Origin of the sequence: Luxibacter massiliensis (assembly GCF_900604355.1) — a bacterium.
GTDB classification, from domain to species: Bacteria; Bacillota; Clostridia; order Lachnospirales; family Lachnospiraceae; genus Luxibacter; species Luxibacter massiliensis.
On sequence record NZ_UWOE01000001.1, the window covers coordinates 1608864 to 1625358 of the forward strand.

General features: G+C 47.1%; 12 protein-coding genes. 11 read left to right on the forward strand and 1 reads right to left on the reverse strand.

Features of this window, described 5'->3' with window-relative positions; translation table 11 throughout:
- Positions 1 to 33 precede the first annotated feature (33 nt).
- From EFA47_RS07380 to EFA47_RS07430, 11 genes are all read left to right on the forward strand, one after another.
- Positions 34 to 1803, forward strand: coding sequence for a L,D-transpeptidase family protein (locus tag EFA47_RS07380; RefSeq protein ID WP_122642687.1), 1770 nt, complete (start codon positions 34 to 36; stop codon positions 1801 to 1803).
- A gap of 47 nt (positions 1804 to 1850) precedes the next feature.
- Positions 1851 to 2987 carry a tRNA guanosine(34) transglycosylase Tgt gene (gene tgt, locus EFA47_RS07385; protein WP_122642688.1) on the forward strand — a complete coding sequence of 379 codons (1137 nt, stop codon included), beginning with the start codon at positions 1851 to 1853 and terminating at the stop codon, positions 2985 to 2987.
- An 83-nt stretch (positions 2988 to 3070) separates the two neighbouring features.
- Positions 3071 to 3376 carry a preprotein translocase subunit YajC gene (gene yajC / locus EFA47_RS07390; protein ID WP_122642689.1) on the forward strand — a complete coding sequence of 102 codons (306 nt, stop codon included), beginning with the start codon at positions 3071 to 3073 and terminating at the stop codon, positions 3374 to 3376.
- A gap of 240 nt (positions 3377 to 3616) precedes the next feature.
- On the forward strand, positions 3617 to 4702 hold the full coding sequence (gene leuB / locus EFA47_RS07395) for a 3-isopropylmalate dehydrogenase (protein ID WP_122644449.1): 1086 nt from the start codon (positions 3617 to 3619) through the stop codon (positions 4700 to 4702).
- A 205-nt stretch (positions 4703 to 4907) separates the two neighbouring features.
- Positions 4908 to 6581: a dihydroxy-acid dehydratase gene (gene ilvD, locus EFA47_RS07400; RefSeq protein WP_122642690.1), complete on the forward strand. Its 1674-nt coding sequence runs from the start codon at positions 4908 to 4910 to the stop codon at positions 6579 to 6581.
- Between the two features lie 13 nt (positions 6582 to 6594).
- Positions 6595 to 8277, forward strand: a complete 1683-nt coding sequence (gene ilvB, locus EFA47_RS07405; protein WP_122642691.1) for a biosynthetic-type acetolactate synthase large subunit — start codon at positions 6595 to 6597, stop codon at positions 8275 to 8277.
- Between the two features lie 36 nt (positions 8278 to 8313).
- On the forward strand, positions 8314 to 9396 hold the full coding sequence (gene serC, locus EFA47_RS07410; RefSeq protein WP_122642692.1) for a 3-phosphoserine/phosphohydroxythreonine transaminase: 1083 nt from the start codon (positions 8314 to 8316) through the stop codon (positions 9394 to 9396).
- 1 nt (position 9397) lies between these two features.
- Complete coding sequence (locus EFA47_RS07415; RefSeq protein ID WP_122642693.1) at positions 9398 to 10561, forward strand: phosphoglycerate dehydrogenase; 1164 nt, start codon at positions 9398 to 9400, stop codon at positions 10559 to 10561.
- Positions 10562 to 10958: 397 nt separating this feature from the next.
- Entirely contained in the window at positions 10959 to 12347 is a 1389-nt protein-coding gene (locus tag EFA47_RS07420) for a 2-isopropylmalate synthase (RefSeq protein WP_122642694.1), read from the forward strand.
- Between the two features lie 22 nt (positions 12348 to 12369).
- Complete coding sequence (locus EFA47_RS07425; protein ID WP_122642695.1) at positions 12370 to 13050, forward strand: GntR family transcriptional regulator; 681 nt, start codon at positions 12370 to 12372, stop codon at positions 13048 to 13050.
- Between the two features lies 1 nt (position 13051).
- Positions 13052 to 14248, forward strand: a complete 1197-nt coding sequence (locus tag EFA47_RS07430; RefSeq protein ID WP_122642696.1) for an NADP-dependent isocitrate dehydrogenase — start codon at positions 13052 to 13054, stop codon at positions 14246 to 14248.
- A 166-nt stretch (positions 14249 to 14414) separates the two neighbouring features.
- On the opposite strand, the gene abc-f is transcribed toward EFA47_RS07430, so the two are convergent.
- A complete protein-coding gene (gene abc-f, locus EFA47_RS07435; protein ID WP_122642697.1) occupies positions 14415 to 16343 on the reverse strand; it encodes a ribosomal protection-like ABC-F family protein in 1929 nt (642 codons plus the stop codon).
- Positions 16344 to 16495 lie beyond the last annotated feature (152 nt).

A 16495-nucleotide genomic window follows, 5' to 3' on the forward strand; every position in this document is an offset into this window, starting at 1 on the left:
AGATATTGATTAAAACAGAGGGAGTAATACTAAATGAGCAAAAATGACAAGGAAAATTTGCAAGGCTTTGACTCTGAAGATAAGGATTTGGATGAAGATTACTACTTTGATGAAATAGACGATACTGACGAGGAGTATTTCCTGGACGAGGAGATCAGCGAAGAGGATGAGGACTATTTCCTGGACGACGAAGAGGCGGGTGATGCCGGGGAATCTTCTGGAAGTGTGGAAGCTGCATCTGTGGAAAAGCGCGCCAGCCAAACCAAGACACAGGAAATACCAGGGAGAATGCCTGTCAGCTATTCTCTGGAGGAAGAACCGGACAGCGAGGATATCGATATTTTTGAGGATGAACCTGAAGAAAAGAAGACAGAGAAAAGAAAGTCCCGGAGGAAAAAAGGCAGGCAGAAAAGAAGTATGAAAAAAATTTGGATAGTACTAGGCTCAATTGTGGCTGTGCTGGCCGCGGCATATATAGGTGTGTCGGTATTCTTTATGAGCCATTTCTTTATGAATACGGAGATAAATGGACACGACTTCTCGGGCAAAAGTGTTGAAGATGTTGTGGCCTATATGAAAAAGGAAGTCAAAGATTATAGTCTGACCATCCATGAAAAAGACTGCAAGACAGATACAATCGATGGCACAGAGATTTCACTGACTTACAAAGAAAATAATGATATCAAAAAAGCGCTTGAAGAACAGAATAGTTTTCTGTGGCCGGTGGCGTTCTTTTCTCCCAATTCAGCTAAAGTAACTGTAGAAGTATCTTATGATACTGCTGCCCTGGAATCTAAAATACAGAATTTACAGGCTGTGACGGCGGAACAAGTACCACCCACGTCAGCCACCCCGAAGTTCGACGGTGAAAAGTTCGTGATTGAGCCTGAGGTGACGGGGACTGCCGTAAATATGGAAGTGTTGAAGGAGAAGGTGAACCAATACATTTCAAAGTTTAACCACGAGCTGGATATGGAGAAGGAGGAGTGCTATGCGGTTCCTAAGTATACTTCAGAATCAGAGGAGGTCCAGAAGGCCTGCGACACTATGAACAACTATACCAAGGCGAGCATTACGTATACCATGTCCGAGCCGGCAGTGGTGGATAAAGCATTGATCTCCACATGGCTGTCTGTGGATGAGAATATGAATGTGAATTTCAATGAGGAGGCCGTGCGGGCATGGCTCACGGAATTTGGCGATAAGTATGATACGGTGGGAACTACGAGGACCATCACAACGCCGGATGGGAAGACAACGGAAGTGTCTGGCGGCACTTATGGCTGGTCTATTGACGAGGAGACAGAGTTCACAGCCCTTACTAACAGTATCAAGAATGGGGAGACAGTGGAGAAGGAGCCTGCCTACTATCAGACAGCCGCATCCCACGGGGAGGCTGACTGGGGAAATACATATGCAGAGGTAGATTTATCAGCGCAGCGTATGTGGTATGTTGTAGACGGGGCCGTGGTTCTTGCCACGGATGTTGTGACAGGCTTCCCCACCCCTGATAAGGAGACACCTTCCGGTGTTTACAATATCCTGGAGCTGGAGAGGAATAAGACATTGGTGGGGGAGATTGTCCCTGAGACGGGAAAGCCGGAGTATGAGACACCTGTTAGTTTCTGGATGCGGATTACATGGACAGGGATCGGATTCCATGACGCCACATGGCAGCCTGCATTCGGGGGTTCCCTGTACACGACCGTGGGTTCTCATGGGTGTATAAATATGCCCTATGACCAGGCTGAGGCATTATATAATATGTTATCTATCGGCGTGCCGGTAATCATGCACTATTAATGTGGGGACTTTCCTATTATTAGAGATAAGGTAATTGAGAGGTAAATATGTACGAATTATTGAAAAAGGACGGCCTTGCAAAACGGGGCCGTCTCTATACAGTGCACGGGGTGGTGGAGACACCGGTTTTTATGAATGTGGGGACAGCGGCAGCCATCAAAGGCGCTGTTTCTACTGATGACCTGAGGGGCATTAAGACACAGGTGGAGCTTTCCAACACATATCATCTCCATGTGCGTCCCGGAGATACAGTTGTCAAAAAAATGGGCGGCCTTCACCGATTTATGAACTGGGACAGGCCCATCCTTACTGATTCAGGAGGGTTCCAGGTGTTTTCACTGGCCGGGTTGAGGAAAATTAAAGAAGAAGGGGTACATTTCCACTCCCATATAGACGGGCGTAAAATTTTTATGGGGCCTGAGGAGAGTATGGGTATCCAGTCCAACCTTGCTTCTACGATTGCCATGGCTTTTGACGAGTGCCCGTCTAGTGTGGCAGACAAGGGGTATATAAAAAATTCTGTGGAGAGGACAACGCGGTGGCTGAAGCGCTGCAAAACAGAGATGAACCGGCTGAACGCACTTCCAGGTACAATCAACCCTCACCAGATGCTGTTTGGGATTAACCAGGGCGGTATATATGAGGATATCCGCATAGAACATGCACAGCAGATCACGGAACTTGATTTGGATGGATATGCCGTGGGAGGGTTGGCGGTGGGAGAGAGCCACGAGGATATGTACCGGATACTGGATGCAGTTGTCCCATGGCTGCCTGACGAAAAGCCAACCTATTTGATGGGGGTAGGAACTCCGGCCAATATACTGGAAGGCGTAGACCGAGGGGTGGACTTTTTTGACTGCGTATATCCAACCAGGAACGGACGGCACGGCCATGTCTATACAAACCATGGAAAGCTGAATCTTTTTAATGCAAAATTTGAGACAGACGCCCGCCCTATTGAGGAAGGATGTGCCTGTCCCGCATGCAGAAGTTTCAGCAGGGCATATATACGCCATCTTCTGAAAGCAAAAGAGATGCTGGGGATGCGCCTCTGCGTGCTCCACAATCTTTATTTCTATAATACAATGATGGAAGAAATCAGAGCGGCCATTGAGGCAGGTGAATATAAAGCATATAAAAAGAAGAAGCTTAAAGGTATGCAGTCTGTAAAAGAGATGTAGATATGTGAAAAGTACTTGAAGAATTTTGCTTTTTTGTGTATAGTTATTTTATTGCTTAAAGATAGGAGTTAGGAGGAAATAAAATGAATGGTTTATTAGCTTCAAGCGGAGCGGCGGGGATGGGTCCCATCATCCTGATTTATGTAGTGGTGATCGGCGGTATGTGGTTTTTCCTGATGCGCCCCCAGAAGAAGGAGCAAAAGAGACTGCAGGCAATGCTTTCCACAATGGAAGTGGGGGATACGGCGCTGACGACAAGTGGCTTTTACGGGGTGATTATTGACATTACGGATGACGATGTAATCGTAGAATTCGGAAATAACAAGAACTGCCGCATACCGATGCAGAAGGCGGCGATTGCGCAGATTGAGAAACCAAGTGCAGAGTAATACTAAGTTTCTGAGCGTGGAATACGATGAATAATAAGGAGCAGCTGATTGTGGAGAGAAGCCTGGATGTGCGGCCCTGGTATGTATATGCCAGAAAGCACGGTATCCGTTGATGGGACATCTTTCCATGGGAATCAGCTGCTCCTTGCACTTTTGCGTATTAAAGGGTTGAAACGTGTCAAAAAATACGGTATCATAAAAAATAGTATTTTTAATTCTAATTTGGAAGGAAGTATGGTTATGAAACTGAACATTGGAGTGATTAAGGGGGACGGCATCGGCCCGGAGATAGTGGCTGAGGCCATGAAAGTCCTGGATAAAGTTGGGGAGGTGTACGGCCACGAGTGCATATATACACAGCTTCTGATGGGCGGAGCCTCCATCGATGTAAACGGCGTGCCGCTGACTGAAGAGACGGTTGCCCAGGCAAAGGCCAGCGACGCTGTCCTGATGGGATCCATTGGAGGGGATGCAAAGACCTCGCCCTGGTATCAGCTGGAGCCATCTAAAAGGCCGGAGGCAGGACTTTTAAAGATCAGAAAAGAATTGAATTTGTTTGCAAACTTAAGGCCTGCAGTGCTCTATGATGAACTTAAGGGGGCATGCCCCTTGAAAGAAGAGATCACAGAAGGCGGCTTTGATATGATGATTATGCGCGAACTGACCGGGGGACTGTATTTTGGCAGGCGTAAGACAGTCCAGGTTGACGGGGTCCTGACTGCCTGTGATGAGCTTACATATAATGAAAATGAAATCCGCCGGATTGCAAAGCGGGGTTTTGACATTGCCAGGAAGAGGAGGCAGAAAGTGACCAGTGTGGATAAGGCGAATGTGCTGGATTCTTCACGGCTATGGAGGAAGGTTGTGGAAGAAGTCGCAGCCGGCTATCCAGACGTGGAGCTTGAGCATATGCTGGTAGACAATTGCGCCATGCAGCTTGTCAGGAATCCCCGTCAGTTTGATGTTATTTTGACAGAGAATATGTTTGGCGATATCTTGTCAGATGAGGCCAGTATGGTGACAGGATCTATCGGGATGCTGGCTTCAGCCAGCCTAAATGAGACAAAATTTGGCCTTTATGAGCCAAGCGGCGGTTCAGCGCCTGATATTGCGGGGAAAGGGATTGCCAATCCTATTGCCACAGTCTTATCTGCAGCCATGATGCTCCGTTTTACATTTGACCTGGACCGGGAGGCGGAAGCTGTGGAAAAAGCTGTTTCCAGGGTGCTTGAGGACGGATTCCGCACTATGGATATCATGTCAGATGGGAAGAAGCAGGTTGGCACTGCAGAGATGGGCGACAGGATCTGTTCCTATATTGGATGAAAGCCAAAGGCCTTGATGCAGGCATCGGGGTATCAGACCCTGGCGGCAGTCGCCAAATGGACATGTAAACATGTCCCCTTGGTTCGTTGCTCGCGGGAATAAGGCCTGTCACCGGGCAGAGGCAGATAAGGAGAGCGCCTGGGAAACAGAATGCCGTCATAACATGGACGGCTGCGGCATAAGAAGAAAGTGAGGTTAAATAAATATGAGAAGTGATACAGTAACAAAGGGCAGCCAGCAGGCCCCCCACCGCTCATTGTTCAATGCGCTGGGGATGACACAGGAGGAACTTGACAGGCCCCTTGTAGGGGTAGTGAGTTCCTACAATGAGATCGTTCCGGGGCATATGAACCTGGATAAGATTACAGAGGCGGTAAAAATGGGCGTTGCTATGGCTGGGGGAACTCCAATCATGGTGCCTGCCATTGCAGTCTGTGATGGGATAGCCATGGGGCATGTGGGAATGAAATATTCTCTGGTTACGAGAGACTTGATTGCTGATTCCACAGAGGCTCTGGCCATGGCACACCAGTTTGATGCACTTGTTATGATTCCAAACTGTGATAAGAATGTCCCTGGACTTTTGATGGCGGCGGCCAGAATCAATGTGCCTACTATTTTTGTCAGCGGCGGCCCCATGCTTGCAGGACATGTAAAGGGTGGAAAGACCAGCTTATCTAGTATGTTTGAGGCTGTAGGCTCCTATGCGGCAGGCACAATTACAGAGGAAGACTTATGTGAATTTGAAAATAAAGCGTGTCCCACATGTGGGTCATGTTCCGGGATGTATACTGCCAACAGCATGAACTGCCTGACAGAGGCCCTTGGAATGGGACTTAAGGGGAACGGTACAATTCCGGCAGTCTATTCTGCCAGAATTAAGCTGGCCAAACATGCCGGCATGCAGGTTATGGAGTTGGTCAGGAAGAATATCCGTCCGAGAGACATTATGACAAAGGAGGCCATACTGAATGCCCTTACAGTAGATATGGCCCTTGGATGTTCTACCAATAGTATGCTGCATCTGCCGGCAATCGCCCATGAAATTGGGATGGATTTTGAGATTGATTTTGCAAATTCTATCAGCCAAAAAACTCCCAACCTCTGCCACCTTGCCCCGGCAGGCCATACATATATTGAAGATCTGAATGAAGCCGGCGGCGTGTATGCTGTCATGAATGAATTGAATAAGAAAGGACTGCTCAATACAGATTGTATGACAGTTACAACGAAGACTGTGGGAGAGAATATCCAGGGATGCGTCAACCGTGACCCGGAAGTAATCCGCCCTGTGGAGAACCCATACAGTGAGACAGGGGGGATAGCCGTACTTAAAGGGAATCTGGCGCCAGACGGCAGTGTGGTGAAACGTTCTGCCGTAGTTCCTGAGATGTTGGTGCACGAAGGGCCTGCCAGAATATTTGAGAGCGATGAGGAGGCCACCGAGGCTATTAAGACTGGAAAGATACATCCAGGAGACGTGATTGTGATTCGTTACGAAGGGCCAAAGGGGGGGCCGGGCATGAGAGAGATGCTCAACCCCACATCAGCGATTGCCGGATACGGGTTAGGATCCACAGTAGCATTGATCACAGACGGGCGTTTCAGCGGCGCTTCCAGAGGCGCATCCATCGGCCATGTATCGCCGGAGGCTGCAGTGGGAGGCCCTATTGCCCTAGTGGAAGAAGGGGATATCATTAAAATCAATATTCCTGAACTGAAGTTAGAGCTAGATGTATCCGACGAGGAATTAAGAGACAGGAAGGCCAAATGGCAGCCTAAGGAGCCGAAAATTACATCTGGATACCTGGCCCGGTATGCTGCCATGGTTACATCTGGTAACCGGGGGGCCATTCTTGAAGTACCAAAGAACGATTAGGAGGTTCCTGAACATGCAGTTAAATGGAGCAGAAATTGTAATAGAATGTTTGAAAGAGCAGGGAGTGGATACTGTATTTGGGTATCCAGGGGGCGCTATTCTGAATGTATATGATGCTTTATTTAAGCACAGCGATGAGATCCGGCATATTCTTACATCTCATGAACAGGGCGCGGCACATGCGGCTGACGGTTATGCCCGTGCCACGGGGAAGGTAGGCGTCTGCTTCGCCACCAGCGGCCCTGGGGCCACCAATTTGGTGACAGGGATTGCCACTGCCTGTATGGATTCCATTCCTATTGTGGCAATCACCTGCAATGTAGGCGTATCTCTCCTTGGAAAAGACAGCTTCCAGGAAATAGATATTGCAGGCATTACAATGCCTATCACAAAGCATAACTATATCGTAAAGGATGTCAATAAGCTGGCAGAGACAATACGCAGGGCTTTTCGCATTGCCCAGACAGGGCGCCCGGGCCCTGTGCTGATTGATATTCCCAAAGATGTGACTGCTGAGATGGCTGAGTATTGCCCAGAAGAAATCATTCCCGTATCCCCGACGGAACCCGGCAGTATTTGTGATAAAGAAATTGAAACGGCCATCCAGATGATCAATAAGGCTAAAAGGCCGTATGTCTTTGTGGGCGGCGGAGCGGTCCTGTCTGGAGCCAGCAGGGAGCTCAGGGAATTTGTAGAAAAAGTAGATGCGCCAGTTACAGACTCACTTATGGGAAAGGGTGCATTTCCAGGCACTGATCCACGCTATACAGGCATGCTCGGCATGCATGGCACAAAGACCTCCAATTTTGGGGTCAGCGAGTGTGACCTGCTGATTGTAGTGGGAGCCAGGTTCAGCGACCGGGTGACAGGCAACACAAAGAAATTTGCCAAGAATGCAAAGATACTCCAGTTTGATATTGATGCGGCTGAAATGAACAAAAATGTGATTATCACAGCAGGCGTGGTGGGGGATATTAAAGAAATTTTAGAGAGTATCAACGGCAGGCTTAAGCAGCAGTCCCATCAGGAGTGGATGGATAAGATTCAGGGATATAAAGAAAAATATCCTCTGAAATATCACCCTGGAATTCTGACAGGTCCCTTTGTAATAGAAGAGATTTACAGGCAGACCGGAGGGGATGCCCTTGTGGTGACAGAGGTGGGGCAGCATCAGATGTGGGCAGCACAGTATTACAAATATACAAGGCCCCGCACATTGCTGACATCAGGCGGCCTGGGAACTATGGGATACGGCTTAGGCGCGTCATTGGGCGCTAAAACTGGCTGCCCAAAAGAGACAGTGGTCAATATTGCAGGGGACGGGTGCTTTCGCATGAATATGAATGAGATTGCCACTGCTGTCAGGCATCATATCCCCATAATTCAGGTAGTCATTAACAACCATGTGCTGGGGATGGTCCGACAGTGGCAGAACTTTTTCTATGAGCAGCGCTATTCGGCTACTGTTTTAAACGATGCTGTGGATTTTGTGAAGCTGGCAGAGGCCATGGGTGCAGTGGGAATCAGGGCTTTTACCAGGGAAGAATTTAAGGAGGCCTTTGCCAGGGCGCTTAAGATGAACCAGCCGGTTGTGATTGACTGCCAGATAGACAGTGATGACAAAGTATGGCCTATGGTGGCGCCGGGGGCGGCAATCAGTGATGCATTTGACGAAAAGGATATGGAACAGAAATAAGGAATGTGAATTTAAATAATTTCGGGAGGAAATGAAATGGGCAGAGTGTACAATTTTTCAGCAGGGCCGGCAGTGTTGCCGGAGGAGGTCCTAAAAGCAGCAGCAGCAGAAATGTTAGATTACAGAGGAACCGGCATGTCGGTTATGGAAATGAGTCACCGCTCAAAAGCCTTTGAAGAAATCATCCATAGGGCAGAGGCTGACCTGAGGGAACTCATGGGGATTCCAGACAATTATAGGGTGCTTTTCCTTCAGGGAGGGGCGTCCCAGCAGTTTGCCATGATTCCTATGAACCTTATGAAGAACAAAGTAGCTGATTATATAGTCACAGGCCAGTGGGCCAAGAAGGCCGCAGCGGAAGCGGGGAAATATGGGAAAGTAAATAAAATTGCTTCATCGGAGGATAAAACATTTTCTTACATCCCAGATTGTTCTGACCTCAATATATCCGAGGATGCAGATTACGTATATATCTGTGAGAACAACACGATTTACGGCACAAAGTTCCATCAGCTGCCGGATACAAAAGGAAAAACACTGGTGGCAGATGTCTCCTCCTGTTTTTTGTCTGAACCGGCCGACGTGTCTAAATATGGACTTTTATATGGAGGGGCACAGAAAAATATCGGCCCGGCAGGTGTCGTGATTGTGATTATACGGGAGGATCTGATTACGGAGGATGTACTTCCTAAGACTCCGGCCATGCTCACTTATAAGATCCATGCAGATGCAAAGTCTCTTTATAATACACCGCCTGCATATGGGATTTATATATGCGGAAAAGTATTCCAGTGGCTGAAATCCCTGGGGGGATTGGATGCCATGAAGGTACGCAATGAGAAGAAGGCAGAGCTTTTATATAGTTTTCTCGATCAAAGCAAACTCTTTAAGGGCACTGTGGAGCACAAAGACCGCTCTCTTATGAATGTCCCCTTTATAACAGGAGATGAAGAGCTGGATGCCCGCTTTGTGAAGGCAGCCCACGAGGCAGGCCTGGAAAATCTGAAAGGGCACAGAAGTGTAGGCGGGATGCGGGCAAGTATTTATAATGCGATGCCTTATGAAGGAGTGGAGGCCCTGGTGGCCTTTATGGAGAAATTTGAGAAGGAGAATCTGTAAAATGTTTAAATATCATTGTTTAAATCCCATTGCCCAGGTAGGCTTGGAAAAGTTTGACGGCCAATATGTGAAAGTTGAGGATATGCAGGAGGCGGATGCAGTACTCGTAAGAAGCGCCGGAATGCATGATATAGAGTTTGACGACAATTTAAAGTTGATTGCACGTGCCGGCGCAGGAGTCAATAATATCCCTTTGGAAAAATGTGCAGAGAAAGGGATTGTTGTGTTTAATACACCGGGGGCCAATGCAAACGGTGTAAAGGAACTGGTAATCGCAGGAATGCTTCTGGCTGCCCGTGATATTATCGGAGGAATCAACTGGGTGCAGGAAAATGAGGAAGATGGCGACATAGCCAAAATCACTGAGAAGAAGAAAAAGGTATTTGCAGGCACAGAGCTGGAGGGGAAGAAACTGGGAGTAATCGGCCTTGGTGCCATCGGCGTGCTGGTGGCCAATGCAGCCACCCATCTGGGGATGGATGTGTATGGGTATGACCCCTATGTATCTGTGGACGCTGCCTGGAAGCTGTCCCGCAGCATCCATCACGCAAAGACTGTCGATGAGCTGTACAAGGAATGCGATTACATTACCATCCATGTCCCTGCCCTTGAAGATACAAAGGGGATGATCAATAAAGATGCCATCAGCCTGATGAAAGAGAACATAGTTATCTTAAATTTTGCAAGAGACGTCCTTGTCAATACAGAGGATATGGTAGACGCCCTTGTGGCAGGAAAAGTAAAGGGGTATGTGACAGATTTCCCCACACCAGAGATAACAGGCGTGAAGGGCGCTATTGTAATCCCGCATCTTGGGGCTTCCACGGAGGAATCTGAGGATAACTGCGCGAGAATGGCGGTGAAAGAGGCAAAAGATTATCTGGAAAACGGAAACATTACGCATTCAGTCAATTACCCTGACTGTGATATGGGAATAAAGACAGGCGGATCCAGGATTACAATACTGCATCATAATATACCGAATATGCTTGGCCAGTTCACCGGACTTCTGGCAAAGGCTAATATGAATATTTCCCTGATGGCGAATAAAAGTAAAAAAGAGTATGCCTATACAATGATAGATATTGACGGGGAAGTGAGCAGGGATGTAGAAGAAGCATTGGCTCAGATCGAAGGCGTGTTAAAGGTCAGAGTGATTATATAAGAAATACGATGTTAAGAAGTTAGGGGTATTCTCCGGGCAGGAATGCATAAACCACAGCCAGGTTTGTCATTTTTGTTTGCGGGGAATACCCTTTATTTCTGCGGACTGCGAGCATAAGCGGGTTTGCTGCCCCAGGTATTTGGCTGCCCCAGATATAGGGCGGGAGATAGCAGGCTGTCATTGGCTGTCAGGCCCTGCTTATGCTAAACATGATTGACAAAAAATGTATAAGTGTATACAATTATACGAGGATACAAATTTATTCCTGCGGGCAACGAGCCAAGGGGACATGTTTACATGTCCATTTGGCCACTGCCGCGAGGGTCTAATACCCCAATGCCTGCATCGGGGCCTTTGACTTGTAAACCAAACTGGAAAATACAGGAGGAGCTAGAAATTGGAGAACAGAAAAGTATTTTTAAACCAGCACACGAACCTTTTAGAGCTAGAGGAGCATATGTATCCTCTTGTTGATGTGGAAACCCCGAATACGTTCAGGAATCTATTTCAGTATGGGGAAATACCTAAGATTGCCTTTAATGACAGAATCGTCCCACACAATATGCCCGATGAAATTTGGATAACAGACACAACTTTCCGCGACGGACAGCAGTCACGGGCTCCTTATACAACGGAACAGATCGTCACGATTTACGACTATTTACATAGACTGGGAGGGCCCCAAGGGAAAATCAGGCAGAGTGAATTTTTTCTGTACAGCAAAAAAGACAGAGACGGGGTTTATAAGTGCCTGGAGAAAGGATATGAATTTCCTGAAATAACCAGTTGGATCAGGGCAAATAAAAAAGACTTTGAGCTGGTTAAGCAAATCGGGCTCAAAGAAACAGGAATACTTGTAAGCTGTTCGGATTACCATATATTTTATAAACTGAAAATGACCAGAAGGGAGGCCCTGAGCCATTATCTGTCTGTGGTCAGAGAATGTATGGAGACTGGAGTCAGGCCAAGATGCCACTTGGAGGATATCACCAGGTCTGACATATACGGCTTTGTCATCCCCTTCTGCTTGGAATTGATGAAGCTGAAGGAGGAGTACAAGATTCCTGTGAAAATCCGTGTCTGTGATACAATGGGATATGGAGTGAATTTCCCAGGGGCAGTGATACCCAGATCCATACCGGGGATTATTTATGGCCTTATGATCCATGCCGGGGTTCCCAGCGAGCTGATTGAGTTCCACGGGCATAATGATTTTTATAAGGCAGTGAATAATTCTACAACAGCGTGGCTCTATGGCGCAAGCGGTGTTAATTGTTCTATTTTTGGCATTGGGGAGCGGACAGGGAATACACCTCTGGAAGCCATGGTATTTGAATATGCACAGCTTAGGGGCACATTGGACGGCATGGATACAACTGCCATCACGGAGCTGGCGGAATATTATGAAAAGGAAATTGGGTACCATATTCCTGCCATGACGCCGTTTGCCGGCCAGAATTTTAATGTGACCCGGGCCGGGATCCATGCTGACGGAATGCTGAAAAATCAGGAAATCTATAATATTTTTGATACGGAAAAATTTTTAAACAGGCCGGCTATGGTGTCTGTATCCAATACTTCAGGCACTGCAGGGATTGCTTACTGGATAAATGGGTATTATAAACTTCCTAAGGAAAGGCAGATGGATAAAGATTCTGAGCTTGTAAAGGAAATAAAGGCCTGGGTGGATCATGAATATGAGGGCGGCAGGGTTACGGTCTTGACAGATGAAGAATTAGTTGCCAAAATAGATATTATATGCCAAGACAGGCATATAACACTTTAACCTGGGAGGCATAAGGCAGAATATGGATGAATATCAGGACAATTCCCTGGGCAGCCGTGTTTTTCAAAAAATCCGGGACGGCATTTTGGAAGGTAAATATAAAGAACACGAGGAACTGCGGGAGAATACAATCGGGAAGGAGCTGGGAGTCAGCCGCACTCCTGTGCGGGAAGCATTGCGGCAGCTGGAGCTGGAGGGCCTGGTGACTATTATTCCCAATAAAGGGGCATATGTTACCGGGATTTCGGCCAAAGATATCGGAGATATTTATATTATGCGCTCTATGCTGGAAGGATTGTGCGCCAGATGGGCCACGGAAAATATTACAGAGGAGCAGTTGGATGAGCTGGAGGAGATTATGATGCTCTCTGAATTCCATATGAAGAGGGAGGGAGGAGGCAGCGCGGATCAGATAGCTGAGCTTGACAACAGGTTTCATACAATTTTGTATGCGGCTTCCAACAGTAGGATTCTTGGCCATTTGCTGATGGATTTCCATAAGTATGTCCAGGCTGCCCGTAAATATTCTGTGGTGTCGGAGGAGCGCGCCCGCAAGTCTGTGCGTGAACACAGGCAAATATTGCGCGCCATCCAGGATAAGGATAAGGATCTTGCAGAACAGCTTGCCAACGAGCATATCCTGCATGTCATACAGAACTTGAAGAGACAAGGTTATGAAGAATTAGCAGAAGGAGACAGATAAGATGGAAAAGATTAAGATGGCCACACCTATTGTGGAGATGGACGGGGACGAGATGACACGTATTTTGTGGAAGATGATCAAGGATAACCTTCTCAAGCCTCACATTGAGCTTAACACAGAATATTATGACTTGGGACTGGAATATAGAAATGAGACAGATGACCAGGTGACAATTGACTCTGCCAATGCCACAAAGAAATATAAAGTGGCTGTAAAATGTGCGACAATCACACCCAACGCCGCCCGCATGGAGGAATATGACCTGAAGGAAATGTGGAAAAGCCCCAATGGCACCATCCGTGCGATTTTAGACGGCACTGTTTTTAGGGCGCCCATTGTGGTAAAGGGAATCGAACCCTGCGTAAAAAATTGGAAGAAGCCGATAACCATTGCCAGACATGCTTACGGGGATGTGTATAAAGGTTCTGAGATGAAAATACCGGGAGCCGGGAAAGCGGAGCTTGTATACACAGCCGAAGACGGCACGCAGACAAAAGAGCTTATACATAATTTTGAGGGGCCTGGGATTATTCAGGGTATGCATAACCTCTGCGGTTCTATTGAGAGTTTTGCCAGAAGCTGTTTCTCCTATGCTCTGGATACAAAGCAGGATCTATGGTTTGCCACAAAAGATACAATTTCTAAGAAGTATGACCATACCTTCAAAGATATTTTCCAGGAGATATATGATACTGAGTTTGACGAAAGATTTAAGGCGGCGGGTATTGAGTATTTTTATACCTTGATTGACGATGCAGTGGCGCGGGTTATGAAATCTGAGGGAGGCTATATCTGGGCCTGCAAGAATTATGACGGAGATGTGATGAGCGATATGGTTTCTTCAGCTTTTGGATCCCTTGCTATGATGACTTCTGTCCTGGTGTCACCAGAGGGGTATTATGAGTATGAGGCTGCCCATGGGACAGTGCAGAGGCACTACTATAAACATTTAAAAGGAGAGGAGACTTCCACCAATTCCGTAGCTACTATTTTTGCCTGGACAGGCGCCCTCAGAAAGAGGGGGGAACTGGATGGGAACAGTGAACTGATGAAATTTGCGGACAGGCTGGAGAAGGCCACCATTGATACCATCGAATCAGGAAGCATGACAAAGGATTTAGCGTTGATTACAACCATTGAGAATCCTGTTGTGCTAAACAGCGAGGAGTTTATTAAAGAAATAGCAAAACGCTTATAAGTCAAAGACCCCGATGCAAGCATACGGGGCATCAAACTAGCAGCGATGCAAGCATCGGGGTATGAGACCCTCGCGGCAGCCGCCAAACAGACATATAAACATGTCCGCTTGGGCTCCTTGCTCGTGGGAATAAAAGGATCTGCTTATAGCAGAATGGGAGGACGGCCTACTCGGCCAGTTCCTCCCATTTTTCATATAAATTTTCCAGTTCTTCATCATTGGCGGTTTTCTCAAGAGCCAGTTCCTGGCACTTTACGGAACTGGAATAAATCTCTTCCTGGGACATAAGCTGATCAATCTCTAAGTTTCTTTCCTCCAGGATGGAAATGCGCTCCTCTGTGCGCTTTAAATCATTCATCCGTTTTCTCTTCAGGGCCTTCTGCTCCTTTTGCTCCTGCCAGCTGATCCGGGAATCGCTCTCTTTATTACCGTGGGCAGCCTGGCCTTCAGGGGATGTATGTAACAATTGGGGGGCATATAGTGAAGTGAGGTCATCCCGCTTTTCAAGATAATAATCATAATCCCCAATATAGTTTATAAATGTCTGGTTTACCAGTTCCAAAATCCGTTTTGCCGTCTGGTTAATAAAATACCGGTCATGAGATACGTAGAGCACAGTGCCGGTATACTCATTCAAAGCCTTTTCCAGAATTTCCCTGGAGGTAATATCCAAATGGTTCGTAGGTTCATCCAGAATAAGGAAATTGGCCTCAGATAACATGAGTTTTGCCAGAGAGACCCTTCCTTTTTCGCCTCCGCTAAGATCCCGGATCAGTTTATATACTTCATCTCCTGTAAACTGAAATGCAGCCAGGGTGCTTCGTATCTCAGTATTCGTAAGGGATGGGTAAGCGTCGGAAATCTCTTCGAAGATATTTTTGTCCTCATGCAGGACATGGTGTTCCTGGTCATAATATCCGATAGTCACCTTGGAGCCAAGGGTAAAGGCTCCGGCATCCGGAGGGATGACCTGGTTCAGGATTTTCAGCAGAGTCGTTTTGCCTGTGCCGTTGTCGCCGATGACGGCTACATGCTCCCCGCGCTTAATCTCAAAGTCTATGTCCTTAAATAAGGTCTGGCTGCCAAAACTTTTGGAAAGTCCTTTGACAGTTAAGACGTCATTCCCGCTGAGGCAGGATGGCTCCAGGGAAAAATGCATGTCCTTTGCGGCCTCTTTGGGTTTTTCAATACGTGTCATCTTATCCAGCATTTTTTCGCGGCTTTCCGCGCGGCGGACAGACTTTTCCCGGTTAAAAGAGCGCAGTTTTTCAATCACGGCTTCTTGGTGCTGTATCTCCTTCTGCTGGTTTAAATATTCTTTGAGCAGGGCATCCCTGATTTGCTGTTTCTTCTCTGCATATGCCTTATAATTGCCCAGGTACATCCGTATTTCGCCGTTTTCTATCTCCACAACTTTTGTGACAACCCGATTCAGGAAGAATCGGTCATGGGAAACGATAAAAACAGCACCTGGATAATTCATGAGGTAGGTTTCCAGCCATGTGATGGAATTTAAATCCAAATGGTTGGTAGGCTCGTCCAGCAGGAGGATATCTGGTCTGGTGAGCAGCAGCTTGCCAAGGGATACGCGGGTTTTCTGCCCCCCTGACAGAGTGTCAGTCATTTTTGAAAAGTCCTCCTCCAAAAAACCAAGGCCTTTCAATACACCGGCCAGCTCGCTCTCACATGCATAACCATTTTCAGACTCAAATCTAGATACCATCCTGTGATAAGATTCCAGTTTATTATGAAGGGCATCGCCGCTTAATGTCTTAAGTTCCTGTTCAGCAAGCCGTATCTGCGCTTCTAATGCAAGGATATCAGCTTTTGCTGTTTTTACCTCCTCGTAAATAGAGAGTCCGCTCTGCAGATGCTGCTGTTGGGCCAGATACCCTAAAGTTTTACCTTTTGTCAGAATAATCTCTCCCCCGTCTGCCGGCTCTTCGCCCACGATCATTTTAAGGATTGTGGATTTCCCGGCGCCATTTACGCCTACCAGTGCAGTTTTTTCTCTGTCTTCTATATGAAAAGCTCCATTCTGTACAATGAGCTGTTCCCCGAAAGATTTAGTAAGATTGTGACATGCCAATACCATAGACAGCCTCCTGTAATCCAAATAAATTTAATATGATGCAAGATCCTGCAGGCCGGATAGGGCCTGCCCCAGGCCTTCCCGGCGTATACAGGATTTATACGTTCCTTGTTCAATACCCATTTTATTATAGCGGAAATAAACCGAAATACAAC